We start from the raw sequence: 21,740 nt of genomic DNA, 5'->3' as shown, positions 1-21,740 counted from the left end.
AGTGGGCTATTTACGCAAAATTGTTAGTGACAATTCATCGCAGCTTGGTCTAGTGTGCCTCGATAACTGAGAGGGCGGAGCAAAATCTGCCCTCCTACGCGGTCAAAGTCTTGGGAGGATGCGATCTAGGCGCGATAATACGCAGCCGCCGGTGACGGAAAGCAGATCGGACGCGTTTAATTTGCAAGGCCTTGTGCCTTGCATTTTTTTTGTGCAGTCAACAGCTTAGCCGACTTCCCTCAGACCCATAAGGTGCGAAGGAATGCTGCAGCTTAACCAGCGTTAGTCTTAAATACTAGACTAAAATTATCATATATTAGAGTATTGATCGGACCCGCATGGCAGCGAGCATCAGACGATGCGATTAGCCCGCGTGCAGGATCGATTCAGGAACCAGGCTCGGAATATCGTCGAAACCAAGGCCCATCACCTTCGTGACGTAATAGAAAATACCGAAGATGATCAGCGAGACAATCGTCGTGCGAATGACGGTCTTTCGCATATGGGGACGTCCGGGCGCACTCGGCACGGTGCCAAGCGTAACGTCGTCGGTCTCGTCCTGCGTCTTCAGGCCGAAAGGCAGTGTGGCGAACAGCACCGTCCACCAGATGATGAAGTAGATCGCGGCGACCGAAATCCAGCTCATGACTTACACCTGCTCCAGTTCGACCAGCGTTCCCAGGAAATCCTTGGGATGCAGAAAGAGCACCGGCTTGCCATGGGCGCCGATCTTGGGATTGCCGTCGCCCAGCACACGTGCGCCGGCAGCTTTCAGGCGGTCGCGGGCGGCGATGATGTCATCGACCTCGTAGCAGATGTGATGCATGCCGCCGGAGGGGTTCTTTTCCAGGAAGGCGGCGATAGGTGACCCCTGCCCCAGCGGCTCGAGCAACTCGATCTTGGTGTTGCCGGTGTTGATGAACACGACCGTCACGCCATGCTCCGGCAGCACCTGAGGTTCGGTCAGCGTAGCGCCCAGCGTGTCGCGATAGACGGCACTTGCGGCTGCCAGATCCGGCACCGCGATTGCGACATGGTTCAAACGGCCTAGCATTGTTCACATCCCCGAGACAGTGAATAGGGAGTAGCGAGTAGGGAACAAGCAAGGCAACGAATATCCATAAGCTATTCGCTACGCGCTACTCCCTATTCACTACTCACTCACCTCGTGACGAACACCGTCACCAGCGGTTTCTTGCCCCAGGCTTCGTTGGCGGCCGAGCGAACGGCGCGGCGCACCGCTTCCTGGACAAGGTCGAGGTCTTTTCGGCGCTGACGGGGTATGGAGTCGACGGCGCCGATTGCCGCATCCAGCATCAGGTCTTCGATATCTTCGCCCCGCTGGTCGGTTCGGGCTACGCCGATGGCGACGATATCGGGATCGCCGGACAGTTCATACTTGTCATCGAGCACGACATTGACGGCGACGTGACCGGCAAAGGACAGTTTGCGGCGGTCGCGGATGCCGACAGCCTCGTCGTCGCCGATCAGCTTGCCGTCCTTGTAGACGCGACCGAACGGCACCTGGTCAATGATTTCGGCCGCACCCGGTGCGAGCCGCAGCATGTCGCCGTCGCGCACCTGCGCCACTTCCGGCACGCCGCAGGCCGTGGCCAGGGAGCCATGCGCCACGAGATGCGCTGCTTCGCCATGGACCGGCACCGCGATACGCGGGCGCGTCCACTCATACATGCGGCGCAACTCGCTGCGGCGCGGATGGCCCGACACATGCACCAGCGCATCGCTGTCCTCGATGATCTTCATGCCCTGATCGATGAGCTGGTTCTTGATCTCGAGAATGGCCTTTTCGTTGCCCGGAATGGTGCGCGAGGAAAAGACGACGATATCGCCCGGCGACAATGCCACGGTCTTCATCTCGTCGCGCGCCAGCTTGGCAAGCGCTGCCCGCGATTCACCCTGGCTGCCGGTGCAGATGACGACGAGGTTTTCGCGCGGAATGTAGCCGTAGTCTTCCTCGGAGACGAATTCCGGCAGGCCATCCATGTAGCCAAGCTCCGAGGCGACATCGACGACGCGCTTCAAAGAGCGGCCGAGCAGCAGGACCTGGCGGCCGGTGTCACGTGCGGCCTCGGCAATGGAGCGGATACGCCCGACATTGGACGAGAAGGTGGTGACCGCGACGCGGCCGGGAGCCTTCTCGATGACGCCGCGAATGCCCTCGCCCACGGCCTGCTCGGACGGCGAGTCGCCCTCACGCAAAGCGTTGGTAGAATCGCAGATCAGCGCCAGAACGCCCTTATCGCCGAGCGCGCGGAACCGCGCCTCGTCGGTCTTCGGGCCGATCTCCGGTGCGGGATCGATCTTCCAGTCACCGGTGTGGATGACTGTGCCCAGCGGCGTGGTGATGGCAAGAGAAACCGGCTCGGGAATGGAGTGGCTGACCGGGATGGCCTCGACCGTGAACGGTCCCACGGTAAAGGTCTCGCCGGCGCGGTAGATCGTCACCGGCACCTTCGGCGCGCCGCTTTCGGATTGCCGCTTTGCTTCCAGCAGGCCGGCAGAGAACGGCGTCATCCAGACCGGCGCCTTCAGGCGCGGCCAGAGGTCGAGCAATGCGCCGTAGTGATCCTCATGGGCGTGCGTGATGACGATGCCGCGCAGATTGTGCAGCTCGCCTTCGATGAAGCGCGTGTCGGGCAGCACCAGATCGACGCCGGGAAGTGTCGCATCCGGGAATGTCACGCCGACATCGACGATGAGCCACTCGCGCTTGTCGACCGGCCCGAAGCCATAGAGCGCGAAGTTCATGCCGATCTCGCCGACGCCGCCCAGCGGCGCGAATACGAGTTCGGCTTCTCGCGATTTCGCCATTCTCTTTCCTCTCAGGCCGTTCAGGCCGCGCCGGCCGACGCGACCGCACCGAAATGCACATCGCCGGCAGCAATTTTCTGGATCGCGCCGCTGTCGTCGCGAATGACGAAACGGCAGTCCTCGTCGATGGTTTCGAACACGCCGCGAATGATATTCCCGTCGACCCGAACCGCTACCTGTCCGCCAAGCCCGGCGGCACGCGACAACCAGCGCTGGCGGATATGTTCCAGCCCTCGCCCTTCGTCCCATCGACGCATATTTTCGCTCCATGCGTCCGAGAGCGCAAGAAACAGCGTCTCGGCGTCGCAAGTCGCGCCCAGCGCTTTCAGCGACGTCGCCGGATAGGGAACGTCCTCGGGATATGCGACGACATTGACGCCGATGCCAATGGCCAATGCTACACGATCACCGTCGAGCATTGTCGATTCAAGCAGGATGCCGGCAAGCTTGCCGCCCTGCGCCAGGACATCGTTCGGCCATTTCAGCTCGAAACGGTTTCCGCGCTCGCCGCTGCCACCATCGGGCGCAATCGCGATGCGTCCGTTCGGCACCACGGCGTTGAGCGCGTCGGCCAGCGCCAGTCCGGCTACGAAGCCGAGCGTGGCAGCCATTTTCAGATCGCGACCGGTAATCAGCAACAGCGTTGCGGCAAGATTGCCTTCCGGCGTCGCCCAGACGCGGCCCCGGCGGCCGCGCCCGCTTTCCTGACGCTTGGAGACGACCCAGAGCCTGCCCGCGTCCCCTTCCCGCGCCCGCTCCAAGGCGATGATGTTGGTCGAGCTGACAGTGTCATGCGCTTCGAGGCGAAAGCCTTCGGCTACTGCGGTCGGAGCGAGCTGGAATCCCATGCCGTCAGAAGAACGTCTTGGCAGCGGCCTCAGCCACACGCCCGACAGGCCCGCCGAAGAATACGTAGAACAGGACGAACGCGCCGGAAGCGCCAAGCACCAGCCGCAGCTCGCCAGCCATCGGCAGGAAGCCGCCGACCGGCTCGTCAAACCACATGATCTTGATGATGCGCAGATAGTAATAGGCACCCACCACCGAAGCCAGCACGCCGATGACGGCGAGCGTGTAGAGATTGGCGTTGATGGCGGCGAGGAAGACGTACCACTTGGCCCAGAAGCCTGCGAGCGGCGGAATGCCGGCCAGCGAGAACATCAGGATGGTCAGGATTGTCGCCATCATCGGATTGGTGGTCGAGAGACCGGCGAGATCGCTGATCTGCTCGACATTGCCGTCCTTGCGCCGCATGGCCAGGATGAAGGCGAAGGTGCCAAGCGTCATCACCAGATAGATAAGCATGTAGATGGCAACGCCGCGCACGCCGGTCTCGGTGTTGGCGGCAAGGCCGACCAGCGCGAAGCCGACATGGCCGATCGACGAATAGGCCATCAGGCGCTTGATGTTCTTCTGGCCGATCGCGGCAAACGAACCCAGCACCATCGAGGCAATGGAGATGAACACGACGATCTGCTGCCAGTCGGCGGCGATCGGCTCGAAAGCGGTCATGGTGATGCGCACCATCAGCGCCATCGCCGCCATCTTCGGCGCGGAGGCAAAGAACGCTGTCACCGGCGTCGGAGCGCCTTCATAGACGTCCGGCGTCCACATGTGGAACGGCACGGCCGAGATCTTGAAGGCAACGCCCGCAAGCACGAACACCAGGCCGAAGACCAGGCCAAGCTGGCGGTCGGCACCCGAGAGCGTGGCTGCAATCGCATCGAAGCCGGTGTGACCGGTGTAGCCGTAGACCAGCGAAATACCGTAGAGCAGCATGCCCGACGACAGCGCGCCGAGGACGAAATACTTCAGGCCGGCTTCGGTCGAGCGCACGCTGTCGCGGTTGATCGCAGCGACGACATAGAGCGCCAGCGACTGCAGTTCGAGGCCGAGATAGAGCGTGATCATGTCGTTGGCCGAGATCATCAGCATCATGCCGACAGTCGAGAGCAGGATCAGAACCGGATATTCGAACTTGTCGAACTTTTCCGCCTTGGCAAAACCGACCGACATGATCAGCGTCACGGCAGAGCCGACCAGCATCAAGACCTTCATGAACACCGCGAACGGATCACTGACGAAGACATTGCCGAACGCCTTGCCTGTGCCACCGAACAGCAGCATCCACGCGCCCGCTCCGATCAGGATCGCAACGGCGAGCCCGGTCACGGTGCTGTTGGCGCGCTCGCCCGAATAAACGCCGATCATAAGCAGCACGAGCGCACCGCCAGCGATGATCAGTTCCGGCAGGGCCAGCGAGAGGCTTGAGTAAAGTTCCGGCGTCATATGCCCGTCCCTGTCAGTTCGCAGCCGCGGTTTTCGCGGCGTCGAGCGATACGGTGATGTTGTTGACCAGCGCCTGCACCGAGGCTGCGGTCGCGTCGAGGACCGGAGCCGGGTAGACGCCGAAGAAGATGGTGAGCACGACCAGCGGATAGATGATCGCCTTTTCGCGCGTCGAAAGGTCGAGCAGGCTCTTGAGGCTTTCCTTCGACAGCGCGCCGAAGATCACCTTGCGGTAGAGCCACAGTGCATAGCCGGCCGACAGGATCACGCCCGTCGCGGCAAACAGAGCCACCCAGGTGTTGGCCTTGTAGGCGCCGAGCAGCGTCAGGAACTCGCCGACGAAACCGCTGGTGCCGGGCAGACCGACATTGGCCATGGTGAAGATCAGGAACACCACCGCATATTTCGGCATGTTGTTGACGAGGCCGCCATAGGCCGCGATCTCGCGGGTGTGCATGCGGTCATAGACCACGCCGACGCAAAGGAAGAGCGCGCCGGAGACCAGACCATGCGACAGCATCTGGAAGATGGAACCCTGGATGCCTTCCTGGTTGAGCGCGAAGATGCCCATGGTCACGTAGCCCATGTGGGCGACCGACGAATAGGCGATCAGCTTCTTCATATCCTCCTGCATCAGCGCCACCAGCGAGGTGTAGATGATGGCGATGACGGAAAGCGCGAAAACCAGCGGCTGGAAATAGAGCGACGCCTCCGGGAACATCGGCAGCGAGAAGCGCAGGAAGCCGTAACCGCCCATCTTCAGGAGAATGCCGGCCAGGATGACCGAGCCTGCCGTCGGCGCTTCGACGTGCGCGTCGGGCAACCATGTGTGGACAGGCCACATCGGCATCTTCACCGCGAAGGAGGCGAAGAAGGCCAGCCACAGCCATGTCTGCATATGAGCCGGGAAGCTGTGCGTCAGCAGTGTCGGGATATCGGTCGTGCCGGCCTGCCAGAACATCGCCATGATGGCGAGCAGCATCAGCACTGAGCCGAGCAGCGTATAAAGGAAGAACTTGAAGCTGGCATAGACGCGGCGCTTGCCGCCCCAGACGCCGATGATGATGAACATCGGGATCAGGCCGGCTTCGAAGAACACGTAGAACAGCACGATATCCAGCGCGCAGAACACGCCGATCATCAGCGTTTCCAGGATCAGGAACGCGATCATGTATTCCTTGACGCGATGCTCGATCGCCTGCCAGCTCGCCAGGATGCAGAGCGGCATCAGGAACGTCGTCAGGATTACGAACAGCATCGAAATGCCGTCGACGCCCATATGATAAGAGATGCCCGAGTCCAGCCAAGGCGACTTCTCGACCATCTGGAAGCCCGGATTGGCGTTGTCGAAGCCAGCCCAGATGAAGATCGAAAGCAGGAAGGTGAACACCGTCGTCAGCAACGCGACGTTGCGGATGTTGCGCCGCGCGCTGTCGTTGTCATCCCTGATCAGCAGGATCAGGAATGCGCCGACCAGCGGCAGGAACGTGACCGTAGAAAGAATTGGCCAGTCGGTCATCAGAAAGTGCTCCCGAGCATCATCCAGGTGACGAGGGCGGCGACGCCGATCAGCATGACGAATGCGTAGTGATAGAGATATCCGGTCTGAAGCTTGACGACGCGGTTGGTGACGTCGACCACGCGGGCCGAGATGCCATCCGGGCCGAGGCCGTCGATGACGGCACCGTCGCCCTTCTTCCAGAGGAACGTGCCAAGCCGCTTGGCCGGACGCACGAACAGGAAGTCGTAAAGCTCGTCGAAATACCACTTGTTCAGCAGGAACGCGTAGAGGCCGCGATGCTGGCTGGCGAGGTACTTCGGCGTCTCCGGCGAGCGGATGTAGAACTGGTAAGCGACGCCGAAGCCGAGGATCATGGCCGCGAATGGCGCAAGCTTCACCCACACCGGCACGCCATGGAAATCATGCAGGATGTGATTTTCCGGCAGGATGTAGAGCGCGGCCTTCCAGAACTCGGAATAGCCCTCGCCGATGAAATGGTCGTGGAAGATCACACCGGCAAACAGTGCGCCGACGGCGAGTATGAACAGCGGCACCAGCATGACCGGCGGCGATTCATGGACGTGATGCATGACATCGGCGGTAGCGCGCGGCTTGCCGTGGAACGTCATGAAGATCAGGCGCCATGAGTAGAAGCTGGTGAACACGGCAGCGATGACCAGGGCGATGAAGGCAAAGCCGGCAGCCGGGTTATGGCCGACGAAGGATCCCTCGATGATCGCGTCCTTGGAGAAGAAGCCGGCGGTGCCGATGATCGTCGCCGGGATGCCGACGCCGGTCAGCGCCAACGTGCCGATGACCATCATCCAGTAGGTGGTGGGGATCAGCTTGCGCAGCCCGCCCAACTTGCGCATGTCCTGCTCGTCGGAGACGGCATGGATGACCGAGCCCGAACCGAGGAACAGCAGCGCCTTGAAGAAGGCATGCGTGAACAGGTGGAAGATCGCCGCCGAGTAGAAGCCCATGCCGAGCGCGACGAACATGTAGCCGAGCTGCGAACAGGTCGAATAGGCGATGACGCGCTTGATGTCGTTCTGGACAAGGCCGACGGTGGCCGCGAAGAAAGCAGTGAGAGCGCCGATGAAGGTCACGACTGTGAGCGCGGTATGCGACAGCTCGAAGATCGGCGACAGGCGCGCCAGCATGAAGACGCCGGCGGTGACCATGGTCGCGGCATGGATAAGCGCCGACACAGGGGTCGGGCCTTCCATCGCGTCCGGCAGCCAGGTGTGCAGCGGCACCTGCGCCGACTTGCCCATGGCGCCCATGAACAGCAGCAGGCAGATGACCGTCAGCGCGGCACCGCGATCGAGCTCATAGCCGAGGAAGTTGAACACGGCAGCGGTCGCCTCGTGCGCGCCTTCAACCGGAGCGTAAGAGGCTGCCGTTGCGAAGATCGCATCGAAGCTGACCGAACCGAACAGCACGAACACGCCGAAGATGCCGAGGATGAAGCCGAAATCGCCAACGCGGTTGACGACGAAGGCCTTGATGGCCGCGGCATTGGCCGACGGCTTCTTGTACCAGAATCCGATCAGCAGGTAGGACGCAAGGCCCACCCCTTCCCAGCCGAAGAACATCTGTACGAGATTGTCCGCCGTCACCAGCATCAGCATGGCGAAGGTGAACAGCGACAGATAGGCAAAGAAGCGCGGCCGGTGCGGGTCGTGGTGCATGTAGCCGATCGAATAGATGTGCACGAGCGCCGATACGGTGTTGACGACGACGAGCATGACCACCGTCAGCGTATCGATGCGCAGCGCCCAATCGGCCTGCATCGAACCGGAATCGATGAAGCGCAGCACCGGCACGGTGAACACTTCGCTCTCGCCGAAGCCGACCTGGAAGAACGCGACCCACGAAAGAACGGCCGCGATCACCAGGAAGCCCGAGGTGATGTATTCGGATGCCTTTGCGCCGAGCGACGTGCCGAAAAGGCCGACGATCAGGAAGCCCAGAAGTGGAAGGAAGACGATTGCCTGGTACATGGTTGTGTCCCGTCAACCCTTCATCATGTTGACGTCTTCGACCGCGATCGAACCGCGGTTGCGGAAGAAGACGACGAGAATAGCAAGACCGATGGCCGCTTCGGCGGCGGCGACCGTCAGCACGAACAGTGCGAAGACCTGGCCGACCATGTCGCCGAGCGCTGCCGAAAAGGCCACGAAGTTGATGTTGACCGCCAGCAGGATGAGCTCGATCGACATCAGGATGACGATGACGTTCTTGCGGTTCAGGAAGATGCCGAACACACCGAGCGTGAACAGGATCGCCGAAAGGGTCAGATAGTGTGCGATGCCGACTTCCATCGTCAGATTCCCTTGCCCGTCTCGACTTTTTTGATTTCCATTCCGGTCTCCGGCGTGCGGGCTACCTGCGCCGAAATGCTCTGGCGCTTGACGCCTTCCTTGTGGCGCAGCGTCAGCACGATCGCGCCGATCATCGCGACCAGCAGGATCAGGCCGGCCACCTGGAAGTAGAAAATGTAATCCGTGTAGAGGATGTCGCCGAGCGCTGCCGTGTTGGTGCGCGTGGCGATATCCGGCGTCGGCTTGGCGACCGCGGTCGCAAGCTGCGGCGCAAATGCATAGCCGCCGGTGACGACGATAAGCTCGGCGGCAAGGATCAACCCGACCAGCGCGCCGATCGGCGCATATTGCAGCGCGCCCGACTTCAGCTCGGCAAAGTCGACGTCCAGCATCATGACGACGAACAGGAACAGCACCGCCACCGCGCCGACATAAACGACCAGCAGGATCATCGCCAGGAACTCGGCGCCCGTCAGCAGGAACAGGCCTGCCGCGTTGAAGAACGTCAGGATCAGATAGAGAACCGAATGCACAGGATTGCGCGCGGAGATGACCATGAAGGCCGACGCCACGGCAATAAAGGCAAAGAGGTAGAAAAAGGCCGCCTCTAGTCCATTCAGCATTGGGTTCCCCCAGTTTCCTTCTCAAGCCCCGGCATTGCACCGGGCTCGCTTGGGTTCGCCACCGCCTCCGGTCGGCAAAACCGCGTGTTCCTTAGACGAGCAATCCCGGCTCGTCCATGATTCTCGTCTTAGCGATAGGGCGCATCCAAAGAGATGTTGCGCGCAAGCTCGCGCTCCCACCTGTCACCATTCGCCAGAAGCTTGTCCTTGTCGTAGTAGAGCTCCTCGCGCGTTTCCGTCGCGAATTCGAAATTCGGTCCCTCGACGATCGCGTCCACCGGGCATGCTTCCTGGCAGAAGCCGCAATAAATGCACTTCACCATGTCGATGTCGTAACGAACCGTGCGGCGCGTGCCGTCGTTGCGGCGCGGTCCGGCTTCGATGGTGATGGCCTGCGCCGGGCAGATCGCCTCGCACAGCTTGCAGGCAATGCAGCGCTCCTCGCCATTCGGATAGCGGCGCAGCGCATGCTCGCCACGGAAGCGCGGGCTGACCGGACCCTTTTCATGCGGGTAGTTCAGCGTCGGCTTGGGCGAAAAGAACATCCGCATCGACAGGAAGAAGGCGCCGACGAACTCCTTGAGGAGCAGCGATTTGGCCGCCTGGGCTAGAGCTGACATCGTCAATCTCCGATTACGTATGGGGCTACGAAGTAGCCGATGATAGGCAGGAGCACGAACTGGCTCAGGCCGGTAATGTTAAGCACGCGCTTGGTCTCGGGCAGATCGACACGGCCGGCCAGCATGCGCAGCAGCAGGAAATCCGCCGCCGCGATCACCAGCCCGACCAGTATGCCGATCGTGCCCGCGCCCATCACGCCAGTCCCGTGATCTTCAGGAACGCAGCGGTTGCCACGACCATGAACAGCGAGATCGGCAGGAACACCTTCCAGCCGAGGCGCATCAGTTGGTCGTAGCGGTAGCGCGGCACGAAGGCCTTCACCATGGCGAACATGAAGAAGACGAAGCAGACTTTCAGCACGAACCAGATGACGCCCGGCACCCAGGTGAACGGTGCGAAATCGAACGGCGGCAGCCAGCCACCCAGGAACAGGATGGTGGTGAGCGCGCACATCAGCACAATCGCGACATACTCGCCGAGGAAGAACAGCAGGAACGGCGTCGACGAATATTCGATCATGTGACCGGCGACGAGTTCGGACTCCGCTTCCACCAGATCGAAAGGCGGCCGGTTCGTCTCGGCCAGCGCCGAGATGAAGAAGATGACGAACATCGGGAACAGCGCCAACCAGTGCCAGTCGAGGAAGGTGTTGGGCAGGCCGAGTATGGTGCCGATGCCATCGCGCTGCGACAGCACGATATCGGTGAGATTGAGCGAGCCGACGCAGAGCAGCACAGTGACGATGACGAAGCCGATGGAGACTTCGTAGGACACCATCTGCGCGGCCGAGCGAAGCGCGCCGAGGAACGGGTATTTCGAATTCGAAGCCCAGCCGCCCATGATGACGCCATAGACCTCGAGAGAGGAGATGGCGAAGACGTAGAGGATGCCGACATTGATGTTGGCAACCGCCCAGCCTTCATTGACCGGGATGACCGCCCAGGCGGCCAGCGCCAGAACCGCCGAAACCAGCGGCGCGAGCAGAAACACGCCCTTGTTGGCGCCGGACGGGATGACCGGCTCCTTGAAGACGAACTTGAACAGATCGGCGAAGGATTGCAGCAAACCGAAGGGGCCGACGACGTTCGGGCCGCGACGCAGCTGGACCGCCGCCCAGATCTTGCGATCGGCGTAGAGAATATAGGCGACGAAGATCAGCAGGACGACGATCATCACCACTGACTTCAGCAGCATGATCAGCCCGGGCAGGACGTAGATTGAGAAGAAAGTATCCATGTTCGTCCTACTCGGCTGCCTGCTTGAAGCCGCCCTTCGCCAGGGCCGAACACTCGGCCATGACGGCGGAAGCCCGCGCGATCGGGTTGGTCAGGTAGAAATCCGCGACCGGCGACACGAACGCCGCCTTGCCGATCTTGCCGCCAAGCTTTGCTACATTGGCGATGTCGGCTGCGTTGCCGGCGGCGATCTCGTCGATCTCGGCCAGATGCGGATGCGCCTCATAGAGTTTGGCGCGAAGCTGCGGCAGGGAATCGAACGGCAGCTTGTGGCCGAGCACGTCCGACAGCGCGCGCAGGATCGCCCAGTCTTCCTTGGCGTCGCCCGGCGCAAAACCGGCGCGGTTGGTCTGCTGGACGCGGCCTTCCGTGTTCACAAAGGTGCCGGACTTTTCCGTATAGGCAGCACCCGGCAGGATGACATCGGCGCGGTGTGCGCCGGCATCGCCATGAGTACCGACATAGACGACGAAGGCATCGCCGGCAGCCTTCAGGTCAAGCTCATCGGCGCCGAGCAGGAACAGCACATCCGTACCACCCAGCATCTGCGTGACGTTCTTGCCGCCCTCGCCCGGCACGAAGCCGACATCGAGTGCGCCGACACGTGCTGCCGCCGTATGCAGCACCGCAAAACCGTTCCACTCGTCCGTCACGGCTTCGACCGAACCCGCAAGTGCTGCCGCAAGGCCGAGCACTGCCGCACCGTCTTCGCGCGCCAGAGCGCCCTGCCCGACGATTATCAGCGGGCGGGCGGCCTTCTTCAGAACCGAGAAGAACTTGCCCTTGCCGTCGGCCAGTTCCTTGAGCGATTCCGGGCCGGCACCGAGCATTTCGTAGTCGTAGCGCAGGTCGCCCATGTCGCCGATAACGCCGACCGGCAGATTGCCGATGCGCCAGCGCTTGCGAATGCGGGCGTTGAGCACCGAAGCTTCGAAGCGCGGATTGGCGCCGATGATCAGCACGGCGTCAGCCTGCTCGATGCCTTCGATGGTCGGGTTGAAGATGTAGCTGGCGCGGCCGAGCGAAGGGTCGAGTGCGGCACCATCCTGCCGGCTGTCGATGTTGGCTGAGCCGAGCGAAGCCATGAGCTGCTTCAGCGCATAGATTTCCTCGACGGCTGCCAGATCGCCGGCAATCGCGCCGATCCTGTCACTGGCAGTCTTCGACACCGCGCCCTTGATGGCTGCAAAGGCTTCCGCCCAGCTTGCCGGCTGGAGCTTGCCGTCGCGGCGCACATAGGGCCGGTCGAGGCGTTGCGTGCGCAGCCCGTCCCAGATGAAGCGGGTCTTGTCGGAGATCCACTCCTCGTTCACCTGCTCGTTGACGCGCGGCATGACGCGCATCACTTCACGGCCACGCGAATCCACGCGGATGGCCGAGCCGACGGCGTCCATGACGTCGATGGATTCGGTCTTGGTCAGCTCCCACGGACGCGCCTGGAAGGCGTAGGGCTTGGAGGTCAGCGCGCCGACCGGGCAAAGGTCGATGACGTTGCCCTGCAACTCGGAGGTCATCGCCTCTTCGAGATAGGTGGTGATCTCTGCATCCTCGCCGCGGCCGATCAGGCCGAGTTCCGAAATGCCAGCGACTTCCGTGGTGAAACGGACGCAGCGCGTGCAATGGATGCAGCGGTTCATGATCGTCTTGACGAGCGGGCCGATATATTTGTCTTCGACGGCGCGCTTGTTTTCCTTGTAGCGCGACGAATCCACGCCGAAGGCCATCGCCTGGTCCTGCAGGTCGCATTCGCCGCCCTGATCGCAGATCGGGCAGTCCAGCGGATGGTTGATCAGCAGGAACTCCATCACGCCTTCGCGGGCCTTCTTGACCATCGGCGTGTTGGTGAAGATTTCCGGCGCCTCGCCATTCGGGCCGGGGCGCAGGTCGCGCACGCCCATGGCGCAGGATGCCGCCGGCTTGGGCGGTCCGCCCTTCACCTCGATCAGGCACATGCGGCAATTGCCGGCAATCGAAAGACGCTCGTGGAAGCAGAAGCGCGGCACTTCCGCGCCTGCTTCTTCCGCCGCCTGCAGAAGCGTGTAGTGATCGGGAACTTCGATCTCTGTGCCGTCGACCTTGAGTTTAGCCATCACTTGCCCCCGGCGGCCTGCGCCGCTTCGTAGTCTTTCAGAAGTTGATCGACGGCGATGCCGTTGATCGTCATCCCGGCGATATTCGCTTTCTCGATCTTCACATTCGTCAGGTCGATGTCGGAGAAATACGCGTTCGACATGTTGGCGTCGACAATGCGCGAATTGCACAACAGCACGTCTACGAACGCCGTATTCGACAAATTCGTGTTGTGGAACTGCGTGTTGGACAGGTTCGTGTTGTCGAAGCGCGAGTTCGCCACCGTGGCGTCACGCACGTCGAGAACATCGCGTTTGTCGTGTATCTCCATCGCCATCGTCTCGGCCTTGCCCAACTCAGCTCTTCGCCTTGGCGTTGCGCGCCAATTTCTCTGCCTGGCCAATCCAGTCGTCACGTCCGATACGTCCCTTGAACGAAAGATAATCCTCAACCCAGCCGATCTCGGCGGCTTCCAATTTCGCGATCTGCCCGTAGGTCCAGATGCCGAGCCCGTTCAGAACCTGCTCGAGCTTCGGCCCGATGCCGGAAATCTGCTTCAGGTCGTCCGGTGTCTCCGGGCGCTCAAGCGCCTTGGGCTGCCGGGGTTCCGATCTCGCATTTGCATCGGCAGAAACGATGCCCGCATCAGGCTTGACCGTCTCCTTGACCTCGGCGACATCGCCAAGTTTTGCCGTCGTCTCGCTCAGCTCTTTGGCGATCGAGCGCGCGTCGGCGATCAGCGTCCTGGCGGTAGCGCGGGCCTTGGTCGCGGCCGGCTTTTCCTTGGGTGTGGGGGCTGCGGCCTCTTCGATTTCCTCGTCGGCCAGAGACCCGAAGAACTGCTGCGATGCCTGCATGGCGCCTGCCACAGTACCCATCCAGATGCCGAAAGCCTGGCTGGCAAGGCCGAACCCGAGTGCCGAAAACGCAGACGCGCCCGCCACCGGATGCGCCATCAGATTGATGGCGCCGGCAAACTCCTTCGGCAGCAACGCGTTGATTTCCTTGTTCATCTCTTCGAACTGTTTCACGTCAGGTATCAAGTGATCGGGTATGGAAAACATCGACATGGCTTGCTCCTAAGCCGGTTTCCGTTGGTCCCTGTCCTGCTCGTTTCCCTTTTGAACTTTAAGTCTGCGTCTTTTGTTTATTCGGCCGCCACCAGCGCCGGCTCGGCGCGATGGGCGTTGCGGGTGAACTCGTCGATGCGGCGCTCGATCTCCGGGCGGAAATGCCGGATCAGGCCCTGGATCGGCCATGCAGCCGCATCGCCCAGCGCGCAGATCGTGTGGCCTTCCACCTGCTTGGTCACGTCGAGCAGCATGTCGATCTCGCGCTTCTGCGCTTCGCCGCGAACCAGACGCTCCATCACGCGCCACATCCAGCCCGTGCCCTCACGGCATGGTGTGCACTGGCCGCAGCTTTCGTGCTTGTAGAAGTAGGAAAGCCGCGCGATCGCCTTCACGACGTCGGTCGACTTGTCCATGACAATGACCGCCGCCGTGCCGAGACCCGACTTCAGGTCCCGCAGCGCGTCGAAATCCATCGGCACGTCGATGATCTGCTCGGCCGGCACCAGCGGCACCGAAGCGCCGCCCGGAATGACCGCCAGGAGATTGTCCCAGCCGCCGCGAATGCCGCCGCAATGCTTTTCGATCAGCTCGCGGAACGGGATCGACATCGCCTCTTCGACGGTGCACGGGTTGTTGACGTGGCCGGAAATGCAGAAAAGCTTGGTGCCGACATTGTTCGGGCGCCCAAACGACGAGAACCATGCCGCACCGCGGCGCAGGATGGTCGGCGCGACCGCGATCGACTCGACATTGTTGACCGTTGTCGGGCAGCCATAGAGGCCGACATTGGCCGGGAACGGCGGCTTCAGGCGCGGCTGGCCCTTCTTGCCTTCCAGGCTTTCGAGCAGCGCAGTCTCTTCGCCGCAGATATAGGCGCCGGCGCCGTGATGGACGTAGATGTCGAAATCGTAGCCGTTCTTGTTGCCCTTGCCGATCAGGCCGGCATCATAGGCCTCGTCGACCGCGCGCTGCAGCGCCTCGCGCTCGCGGATGAACTCGCCGCGCACGTAGATGTAAGCCGCGATCGCGCCCATGGCGAAACCGGCGATCAGGCAGCCTTCGACCAGCGTATGCGGGTCGTGGCGCAGGATTTCGCGGTCCTTGCAGGTGCCCGGCTCGGACTCGTCGGCATTGACCACCAAATAGGATGGCCGGCCATCGGTGCTCTGCTTGGGCATGAACGACCATTTCAGGCCGGTCGGGAAGCCAGCGCCGCCACGACCACGAAGGCCTGAAGCCTTCATTTCGTTGACGATCCAGTCGCGGCCCTTGGCGATGAGACCTGCAGTGTTGTCCCAGGCGCCGCGCGACATGGCACCCTTCAACGACTTGTCGAAGCGGCCGTAGATATTGGTAAAGATACGGTCTTTGTCCTGAAGCATTTTTCGTCCCTCAGACCGGCTTCTTGCCGAAGACGCGGATATATTCGGCGACACCACCCTTGGCGAGAGCCTTGGCCTGCTTGACCCAGTCCTCGCGCTCGATGCGGCCGTGGAAGCTCAGATAGCCGTCGACCCACTCGCGCTCGGCCTTCTTCCACGAAGCGACCTGCGCGAAGGTGTAGATGCCGAGCGAATGCAGGATGCCCTCAATCTTCGGGCCGACGCCCGAAATCAACTTGAGATCATCGACTGCCGCAGGCTTTTCGATGCCGGCAGGCCGATCCTTGTGGTCGAGCGATGGCTTGGCCGCCTTCTTGGTGGCAGGCTTTGAAAGTTCGGGCGACTTGAAAGCGGAAGCCGGCTCGGCTTTCGCAGTAGCGCCCTTGCGCTGCTTGGAAACGCCTTCGACTGAGGCCGCAGTCTTGTTCGCAGCAGCCTTGTCGAGAGCGGGTGCCGCAACACTCGCCTGCTCCTCGGCCTTCGCACTTGCCTTGACCGGCGACGGCGACTTTACCGTGCCGTTGGTCTCGGCGGCGGCAGTCTTCGGCTTGGCAGCCTGCGACGGGGGAACGGTCGCGCCTGCATCAGCGGGCCCTGCCTTGGCTTCCGCCTTAGCTTCCTTGTCGCGCGTGGATTTCAGGACCGTCTTTTCATCCTGAAGCGAGGTCAGGCCAGTCTGTGGACCGGAATAAATGCGGTCGATCTGCGGGCCGGGCGTCACCGAAGCACCCTTGCCGGCATCGAACAGGTCGATGATCTCGGCAAGCCGCTCCGGCGTCAGGTCCTCATAGGTATCCTTGAACACCATGATCATCGGTGCGTTGACGCAGGCGCCGAGGCACTCGACCTCTTCCCACGACAGCGTGCCGGAGTCATTGAGATGGAACTGGTCGTGATGGATTTTCGAGCGGCAGACATCCATCAGCGCTTCCGAACCGCGCAGCATGCAGGGCGTGGTGCCGCAAACCTGGATATGGGCACGCGTGCCGACCGGCTTGAGCTGGAACTGCGTGTAGAAGGTCGCGACCTCGAGCACGCGGATCAGCGGCATCTCGAGCGTCTCGGCGATATGCTCGATCGCGGCGCGCGTGACCCAGCCTTCCTGCTCCTGCGCAAGCATCAGCAGCGGAATAACGGCCGACTGTTCGCGGCCCTTGGGGTACTTCTTGATCCAGTTCTTGGCCTGCGCGGCAAGAGCGCGATTGAACGCGAACGACGCGGGCTGGACTGAAGCTTCTGCGAGACGGCGAACGGACATTTAGCGATCGACCTCACCAAACACGATGTCGAGGGAGCCGAGAACGGCGGTGACGTCGGCCAGCATGTGGCCGCGGCAGAGGAAATCCATCGCCTGCAGATGCGCAAAACCGGGCGCGCGCAGCTTGCAGCGATAGGGCTTGTTGGTGCCATCTGAGACGAGATAGACGCCGAACTCGCCCTTGGGCGCTTCGACGGCCGCATAAACCTCGCCGGCCGGCACGTGATAGCCTTCGGTGTAGAGCTTGAAGTGATGGATCAGCGCTTCCATCGACCGCTTCATGGCGTCGCGCTTGGGCGGAACCACCTTGCCGTCGAGATTGGAGACCGGCCCGGTGCCTTCCTTGCCAAGCAGAAGATCGACGCACTGGCGCATGATCTTGGCCGACTGGCGCATCTCTTCCATGCGCAGCAGATAGCGGTCATAGCAATCGCCGTTCTTGCCGATCGGAATGTCGAATTCCAGTTCGGAATAGCATTCGTAGGGCTGCGACTTGCGAAGGTCCCAGGCAGCGCCCGAACCGCGCACCATGACGCCCGAAAAACCCCAGGCCCAGGCGTCTTCCAGCGAAACCACGCCGATATCGACGTTGCGCTGCTTGAAGATGCGGTTGCCGGTGAGCAGGTCGTCGAGGTTCTTCACCGTCTGCAGGAACGGGTCGATCCACTTGCCGATGTCCTCGACCAGCTTCTGCGGCAGGTCCTGATGGACGCCGCCCGGACGGAAATAGGCCGCATGCATGCGCGCGCCGCAGGCACGCTCATAAAACACCATGAGCTTTTCGCGTTCCTCGAAACCCCAGAGCGGCGGCGTCAGCGCGCCGACGTCCATCGCCTGCGTGGTGATGTTGAGCAGGTGGTTGAGGATGCGGCCGATCTCGGAATAGAGCACGCGAATGAGCTGGCCGCGCTTGGGCACTTCGATGCCGAGTAGGCGCTCGACCGCCAGCGCAAAAGCATGCTCCTGGTTCATCGGCGCGACATAGTCGAGCCGGTCGAAATAAGGGATCGCCTGCAGATAGGTCTTGTGCTCTATCAGCTTCTCGGTGCCGCGATGCAGCAATCCGATATGCGGATCGACGCGGTCGACGACTTCACCGTCGAGCTCCAGCACGAGGCGCAAAACGCCGTGCGCCGCCGGATGCTGCGGGCCAAAGTTGATGTTGAAATTGCGAACGGAGGTTTCAGCCATTTACTGCTTCGCCTTTTCATCGCCCGGCAGGACGTAGTCCGTCCCTTCCCATGGCGACAGGAAGTCAAAATTGCGGAATTCCTGTTTAAGCTCGACAGGCTCGTAGACGACCCGCTTGGCTTCGTCGTCGTAGCGAACTTCGACGAATCCCGTCAGCGGAAAATCCTTGCGCAGCGGGTGGCCTTCGAAGCCATAATCGGTCAGCAGGCGGCGCAGATCCGGGTGGCCGGAAAACAGGATGCCGTAGAGATCGTAGGCTTCGCGCTCGAACCAGTCCGCGCCGGGATAGACGCCCGTCAGCGAAGGAACCGGCGTATCCTCGTCGGTCATCACCTTGAGGCGGATGCGCAGGTTCTGGCGCGGCGACAGCAGATGATAGACGACGTCGAAACGCTTCAGACGCGCCGGGTAATCGGCACCGCAAACGTCGATCATCGAGATGAACTGGCACTGCACGTCGCTGCGCAGGAAGCTGGCGACGCTGACGATATCGCCGGCTTCGAGGGAAAGCGTCAGCTCGCCATAAGCGATGACCGCTTCACCGATCTTTCCGTCCAGTTTTTCGGCCAGATAGGCCGCAAGGTCCTTGAGGGCTTCACTCATCGAAAATCACCGTTCGATCGTGCCGGTGCGGCGAATCTTCTTCTGGAGGAGAAGAATGCCGTAGAGCAGCGCTTCCGCGGTCGGCGGGCAGCCGGGTACATAGATGTCCACCGGCACCACGCGGTCGCAACCGCGCACGACCGAATAGGAATAGTGGTAATAGCCGCCGCCATTGGCGCAGGAGCCCATGGAGATGACATAGCGCGGCTCGGGCATCTGGTCGTAGACCTTGCGCAGCGCGGGAGCCATCTTGTTGGTCAGCGTGCCGGCAACGATCATCACGTCCGACTGGCGCGGAGAAGCGCGCGGCGCGATGCCGAAGCGCTCGGCGTCGTAGCGCGGCATGGAGATGTGCATCATCTCGACGGCGCAGCAGGCGAGACCGAAGGTCATCCACATCAGCGAGCCGGTGCGCGCCCAAGTGATCAGCGCCTCCGACGAGGTGACGATAAAGCCCTTGTCGGAAAGCTCGTTGTTGATGTCCATCACGAACGGATCATCGGCGCCGATCGGCTTGCCGGTGTTCGGATCGAGAATGCCCTTGGGCTTGGCAGCGACCATTGTGGGAGACATGTCGTTCAATCCCATTCCAGCGCTCCTTTTTTCCATTCGTAGATGAAGCCGATGGTGAGCACCGCCAAGAAGACCATCATCGACCAGAAGCCGAGCATGCCGATCTTGCCGAAGGAAACCGCCCACGGAAACAGGAAGGCCACTTCAAGGTCGAAGATGATGAAGAGAATGGAAACCAGATAAAAGCGGATGTCGAACTTCATGCGCGCATCGTCGAACGAATTGAAGCCGCACTCATAGGCCGACAGCTTTTCCGGGTCCGGATTGCGGTAGGCCACGAGGAAGGGCGCTGCGATCAGCGCCAGCCCGACCACGAGGGCCACGCCGATGAAAATGACGATGGGAAGATATGAACTTAAGAGCGCGCTCATGCTCCGACTTTCCGTTGGTGGCCGATCGGCCTGAATTATAGCATTGAGTCGAACCGCCAGACCGCGACAGATTGCCTACGAAGGCCGCGGCGAGAAACTATGCTGCAACGCGGCGAGGGTTAGCGCAGGCAATCGGGGGACGCAAGTCAAACCTTGGCGAAAGCATGGCTACGCCAATCGCTTTTCAGCGATTTGCGTTGCACAAGGCGCATTTGATTTCCTTACCTTTTTACTCCACTTTTTATCCTGACACAATTCCCGTCGCAGGCCTGCTAGGCTGAACTCCACATTTCGATTCCAGTTGACGCAAAGACACCCGCCTCATGCATATCCGGACGGCCGAAGAATGAAGGAAACGATCCCGCTTGCCATGGCGCGACGCATCGCGCTCGCCGCCCAGGGTTTTGCCGATCCACGACCGACAGGGACCATCGACCGGCGACATCTCAACAAGGTGCTTTCGCGCATCGGCTTGCTGCAGATCGATTCCGTCAGTGCGGTGGTGCGGGCGCATTACATGCCGCTGTTCTCGCGGCTTGGTCCCTACCCGCGCGCGTTACTCGATAACGCTGCCACATCACGAAAACGTGCGCTCTTTGAATACTGGGCGCATGAGGCATCGTTCCTTCCGGTCGAAACCTATCCCCTCATGCGCTGGCGCATGGAACGGGCTGGCCGGCACGAGGAAATGTACACCGGGCTGGCGAAATGGGCGCGGGAGAACGAAGGCCTGATCGATGAGATTTATCAGGAAGTCCGCAACCGAGGCCCGATCGCGGCTTCCGACATCGATGGCGCCAAGGGCTCGGGCGGCTGGTGGGGCTGGAGCGACGAGAAACACGCTTTCGAATGGCTGTTCTGGGCCGGGCGGATCACAACATCTTCGCGCCGTGGCTTCGAGCGTCTTTATGACCTGCCCGAGCGCGTCCTGCCCGCCTCCATATATAATGCGCCCATTCCGTCGGCTCCCGACGCGCATCGCGACTTGCTGCGCATTTCGGCCCGCGCGCTCGGCATCGCCACCTACAGCGACCTGCGCGACTATTTCCGCCTTTCGCCCGCCGACATGAAGGGCCGCATCGAGGAGCTGGTCGAATCGGGCGAGCTTCTGCCCATCAGGGTCAAAGGCTGGACCCATCAGGCCTGGCTTCATGCCGGTGCCCGCATCCCCCGCAAGGTCGAGGCCCGCGCCCTCCTCGCCCCCTTCGACCCGCTGGTCTGGGAACGCGCCCGCACGGAGCGCCTGTTCAATTTCCGCTACCGCATCGAGATCTACACGCCCGCCGAAAAGCGGCAGTATGGCTATTATGTCCTGCCCTTCCTGCTCGGCGACGCGATTGTGGCGCGCATCGATGTGAAGGCGGACCGACCGGGCCGTGTCCTGCGCGTGCTGGCCGCCTATGCCGAACCGGGCGCGCCGGACCACACTGCCGCAGCTCTCATCGAAGAACTGCGCCTGATGATGTCCTGGCTCGAACTCGATCGCATCGAGATATCGCCAGCCGGAGACCTCGCCCCGGCGTTGGCCGACATAATCGCGTCGTAACCACGCGTTGACAGCGCAAGGCACCACCGCCTAAATTCGCCCGCGACGGTCCCCTCTCCGCAAAGGGAGGGGCTAAGAGGGAATGCGGTGCCGGGCGAACATGCCCAAGTCCGCAGCTGTCCCCGCAACTGTAAGCGGATAGCCGAAGGCCGACAGCCACTGGGATTTTTCCCGGGAAGGCGGCATGAAGCGACGACCCGCGAGCCAGGAGACCTGCCGTCAGACGAAAAATCCGACCGCCTGGC

Annotated in this window: 22 protein-coding genes and 1 riboswitch; of the genes, 1 reads left to right on the top strand and 21 read right to left on the bottom strand. The window is 61.7% G+C overall.

The features are described 5' to 3' along the window. Positions 1–364: 364 nt before the first annotated feature. From DZG07_RS10825 to DZG07_RS10725, 21 genes are all read right to left on the bottom strand, one after another. On the bottom strand, positions 365–646 hold the full coding sequence (locus tag DZG07_RS10825; RefSeq protein ID WP_119816850.1) for a DUF1467 family protein: 282 nt from the start codon (positions 644–646) through the stop codon (positions 365–367). A 3-nt stretch (positions 647–649) separates the two neighbouring features. Continuing rightward, positions 650–1,054 carry a methylmalonyl-CoA epimerase gene (gene mce, locus DZG07_RS10820; RefSeq protein ID WP_119816847.1) on the bottom strand — a complete coding sequence of 135 codons (405 nt, stop codon included), beginning with the start codon at positions 1,052–1,054 and terminating at the stop codon, positions 650–652. A gap of 107 nt (positions 1,055–1,161) precedes the next feature. Then, positions 1,162–2,832, bottom strand: coding sequence for a ribonuclease J (locus DZG07_RS10815; RefSeq protein ID WP_119816844.1), 1,671 nt, complete (start codon positions 2,830–2,832; stop codon positions 1,162–1,164). A gap of 20 nt (positions 2,833–2,852) precedes the next feature. Further along, positions 2,853–3,680, bottom strand: a complete 828-nt coding sequence (locus DZG07_RS10810; RefSeq protein WP_119816841.1) for a biotin--[acetyl-CoA-carboxylase] ligase — start codon at positions 3,678–3,680, stop codon at positions 2,853–2,855. Positions 3,681–3,684: 4 nt separating this feature from the next. Then, positions 3,685–5,121 (bottom strand): NADH-quinone oxidoreductase subunit NuoN, encoded by a 1,437-nt coding sequence (nuoN, locus tag DZG07_RS10805; RefSeq protein WP_091914942.1) that lies wholly within the window; start codon positions 5,119–5,121, stop codon positions 3,685–3,687. A gap of 13 nt (positions 5,122–5,134) precedes the next feature. Beyond that, the gene (locus tag DZG07_RS10800; RefSeq protein ID WP_119816839.1) at positions 5,135–6,640 is read right to left on the bottom strand and encodes an NADH-quinone oxidoreductase subunit M; all 1,506 of its coding nucleotides are present in this window, start codon (positions 6,638–6,640) and stop codon (positions 5,135–5,137) included. After that, positions 6,640–8,628, bottom strand: a complete 1,989-nt coding sequence (nuoL, locus tag DZG07_RS10795) for an NADH-quinone oxidoreductase subunit L (RefSeq protein ID WP_119816836.1) — start codon at positions 8,626–8,628, stop codon at positions 6,640–6,642. Before nuoL ends, DZG07_RS10800 begins: the two co-directional genes overlap by 1 nt. A 12-nt stretch (positions 8,629–8,640) precedes the next feature. Continuing rightward, entirely contained in the window at positions 8,641–8,949 is a 309-nt protein-coding gene (gene nuoK, locus DZG07_RS10790) for an NADH-quinone oxidoreductase subunit NuoK (protein WP_091914936.1), read from the bottom strand. A gap of 2 nt (positions 8,950–8,951) precedes the next feature. Continuing rightward, positions 8,952–9,572, bottom strand: a complete 621-nt coding sequence (locus tag DZG07_RS10785; RefSeq protein ID WP_091914934.1) for an NADH-quinone oxidoreductase subunit J — start codon at positions 9,570–9,572, stop codon at positions 8,952–8,954. A gap of 128 nt (positions 9,573–9,700) precedes the next feature. Next, complete coding sequence (gene nuoI / locus DZG07_RS10780) at positions 9,701–10,192, bottom strand: NADH-quinone oxidoreductase subunit NuoI (RefSeq protein ID WP_091914932.1); 492 nt, start codon at positions 10,190–10,192, stop codon at positions 9,701–9,703. A gap of 2 nt (positions 10,193–10,194) precedes the next feature. Next, positions 10,195–10,386 carry a hypothetical protein gene (locus DZG07_RS10775; protein WP_091914930.1) on the bottom strand — a complete coding sequence of 64 codons (192 nt, stop codon included), beginning with the start codon at positions 10,384–10,386 and terminating at the stop codon, positions 10,195–10,197. After that, complete coding sequence (gene nuoH / locus DZG07_RS10770) at positions 10,386–11,429, bottom strand: NADH-quinone oxidoreductase subunit NuoH (protein WP_119816833.1); 1,044 nt, start codon at positions 11,427–11,429, stop codon at positions 10,386–10,388. The genes DZG07_RS10775 and nuoH overlap by 1 nt, the downstream gene beginning before the upstream one ends. Before the next feature lie 7 nt (positions 11,430–11,436). After that, on the bottom strand, positions 11,437–13,518 hold the full coding sequence (gene nuoG, locus DZG07_RS10765) for an NADH-quinone oxidoreductase subunit NuoG (protein ID WP_119816830.1): 2,082 nt from the start codon (positions 13,516–13,518) through the stop codon (positions 11,437–11,439). Continuing rightward, positions 13,518–13,829, bottom strand: coding sequence for a pentapeptide repeat-containing protein (locus DZG07_RS10760; RefSeq protein ID WP_091915095.1), 312 nt, complete (start codon positions 13,827–13,829; stop codon positions 13,518–13,520). The genes nuoG and DZG07_RS10760 overlap by 1 nt, the downstream gene beginning before the upstream one ends. A 25-nt stretch (positions 13,830–13,854) precedes the next feature. Continuing rightward, positions 13,855–14,568 carry an NADH-ubiquinone dehydrogenase gene (locus DZG07_RS10755; RefSeq protein WP_119816827.1) on the bottom strand — a complete coding sequence of 238 codons (714 nt, stop codon included), beginning with the start codon at positions 14,566–14,568 and terminating at the stop codon, positions 13,855–13,857. A 77-nt stretch (positions 14,569–14,645) separates the two neighbouring features. Continuing rightward, on the bottom strand, positions 14,646–15,953 hold the full coding sequence (gene nuoF, locus DZG07_RS10750; RefSeq protein WP_091914924.1) for an NADH-quinone oxidoreductase subunit NuoF: 1,308 nt from the start codon (positions 15,951–15,953) through the stop codon (positions 14,646–14,648). Positions 15,954–15,963: 10 nt separating this feature from the next. Beyond that, on the bottom strand, positions 15,964–17,211 hold the full coding sequence (locus DZG07_RS10745) for an NADH-quinone oxidoreductase subunit E (RefSeq protein WP_119816824.1): 1,248 nt from the start codon (positions 17,209–17,211) through the stop codon (positions 15,964–15,966). Further along, positions 17,212–18,402 (bottom strand): NADH-quinone oxidoreductase subunit D, encoded by a 1,191-nt coding sequence (locus DZG07_RS10740; protein ID WP_119816821.1) that lies wholly within the window; start codon positions 18,400–18,402, stop codon positions 17,212–17,214. Continuing rightward, entirely contained in the window at positions 18,403–19,005 is a 603-nt protein-coding gene (locus DZG07_RS10735; protein ID WP_119816818.1) for an NADH-quinone oxidoreductase subunit C, read from the bottom strand. It abuts the gene before it with no gap. A 6-nt stretch (positions 19,006–19,011) separates the two neighbouring features. Beyond that, positions 19,012–19,593 (bottom strand): NADH-quinone oxidoreductase subunit B, encoded by a 582-nt coding sequence (locus DZG07_RS10730; RefSeq protein WP_091914920.1) that lies wholly within the window; start codon positions 19,591–19,593, stop codon positions 19,012–19,014. Then, positions 19,584–19,949 carry an NADH-quinone oxidoreductase subunit A gene (locus DZG07_RS10725; protein WP_091914919.1) on the bottom strand — a complete coding sequence of 122 codons (366 nt, stop codon included), beginning with the start codon at positions 19,947–19,949 and terminating at the stop codon, positions 19,584–19,586. Before DZG07_RS10725 ends, DZG07_RS10730 begins: the two co-directional genes overlap by 10 nt. 346 nt (positions 19,950–20,295) lie before the next feature. On the opposite strand from DZG07_RS10725, the gene DZG07_RS10720 reads away from it, so the two are divergent. Then, positions 20,296–21,495, top strand: coding sequence for a winged helix-turn-helix domain-containing protein (locus tag DZG07_RS10720; RefSeq protein ID WP_091914918.1), 1,200 nt, complete (start codon positions 20,296–20,298; stop codon positions 21,493–21,495). A 29-nt stretch (positions 21,496–21,524) separates the two neighbouring features. Beyond that, positions 21,525–21,731, top strand: a riboswitch (cobalamin riboswitch). Positions 21,732–21,740: the final 9 nt, after the last annotated feature.

It is taken from the genome of Mesorhizobium sp. DCY119 (assembly GCF_003590645.1).
GTDB lineage: Bacteria > Pseudomonadota > Alphaproteobacteria > Rhizobiales > Rhizobiaceae > Mesorhizobium_M.
This window is presented reverse-complemented; position numbering and strand designations above follow the sequence as displayed.